General features: G+C 67.8%; 1 protein-coding gene. It reads right to left on the reverse strand.

The annotated features are described in order from the left end of the window. Positions 1-255: CoA transferase subunit A (locus AC6LJ9_RS30820; RefSeq protein WP_498150484.1), on the reverse strand; the 255-nt coding region annotated here is incomplete at both ends.

Consider the following 255-nt stretch of genomic DNA (forward strand, 5'->3'; position numbering starts at 1 on the left):
GCGCCTTGACCAGCGACACGTCCGGCGTCAGCGAACGCTCCATCACGTACTGCTGGCCGTCGAACTCGCGGATCTCCTTGCCGTCGGCCACGATGGTGCCCACGCCCGTGCGGGTGAAGAACGCCGGGATGCCGGCGCCGCCGGCGCGCAGCTTCTCGGCCAGCGTGCCCTGCGGCGTGAATTCCAGCTCCAGCTCGCCCGACAGGTACTGGCGCTCGAATTCCTTGTTCTCGCCCACGTAGGACGCGATCATCT

The sequence above is a fragment of the Achromobacter sp. 1011811831 genome, from assembly GCF_059760905.1.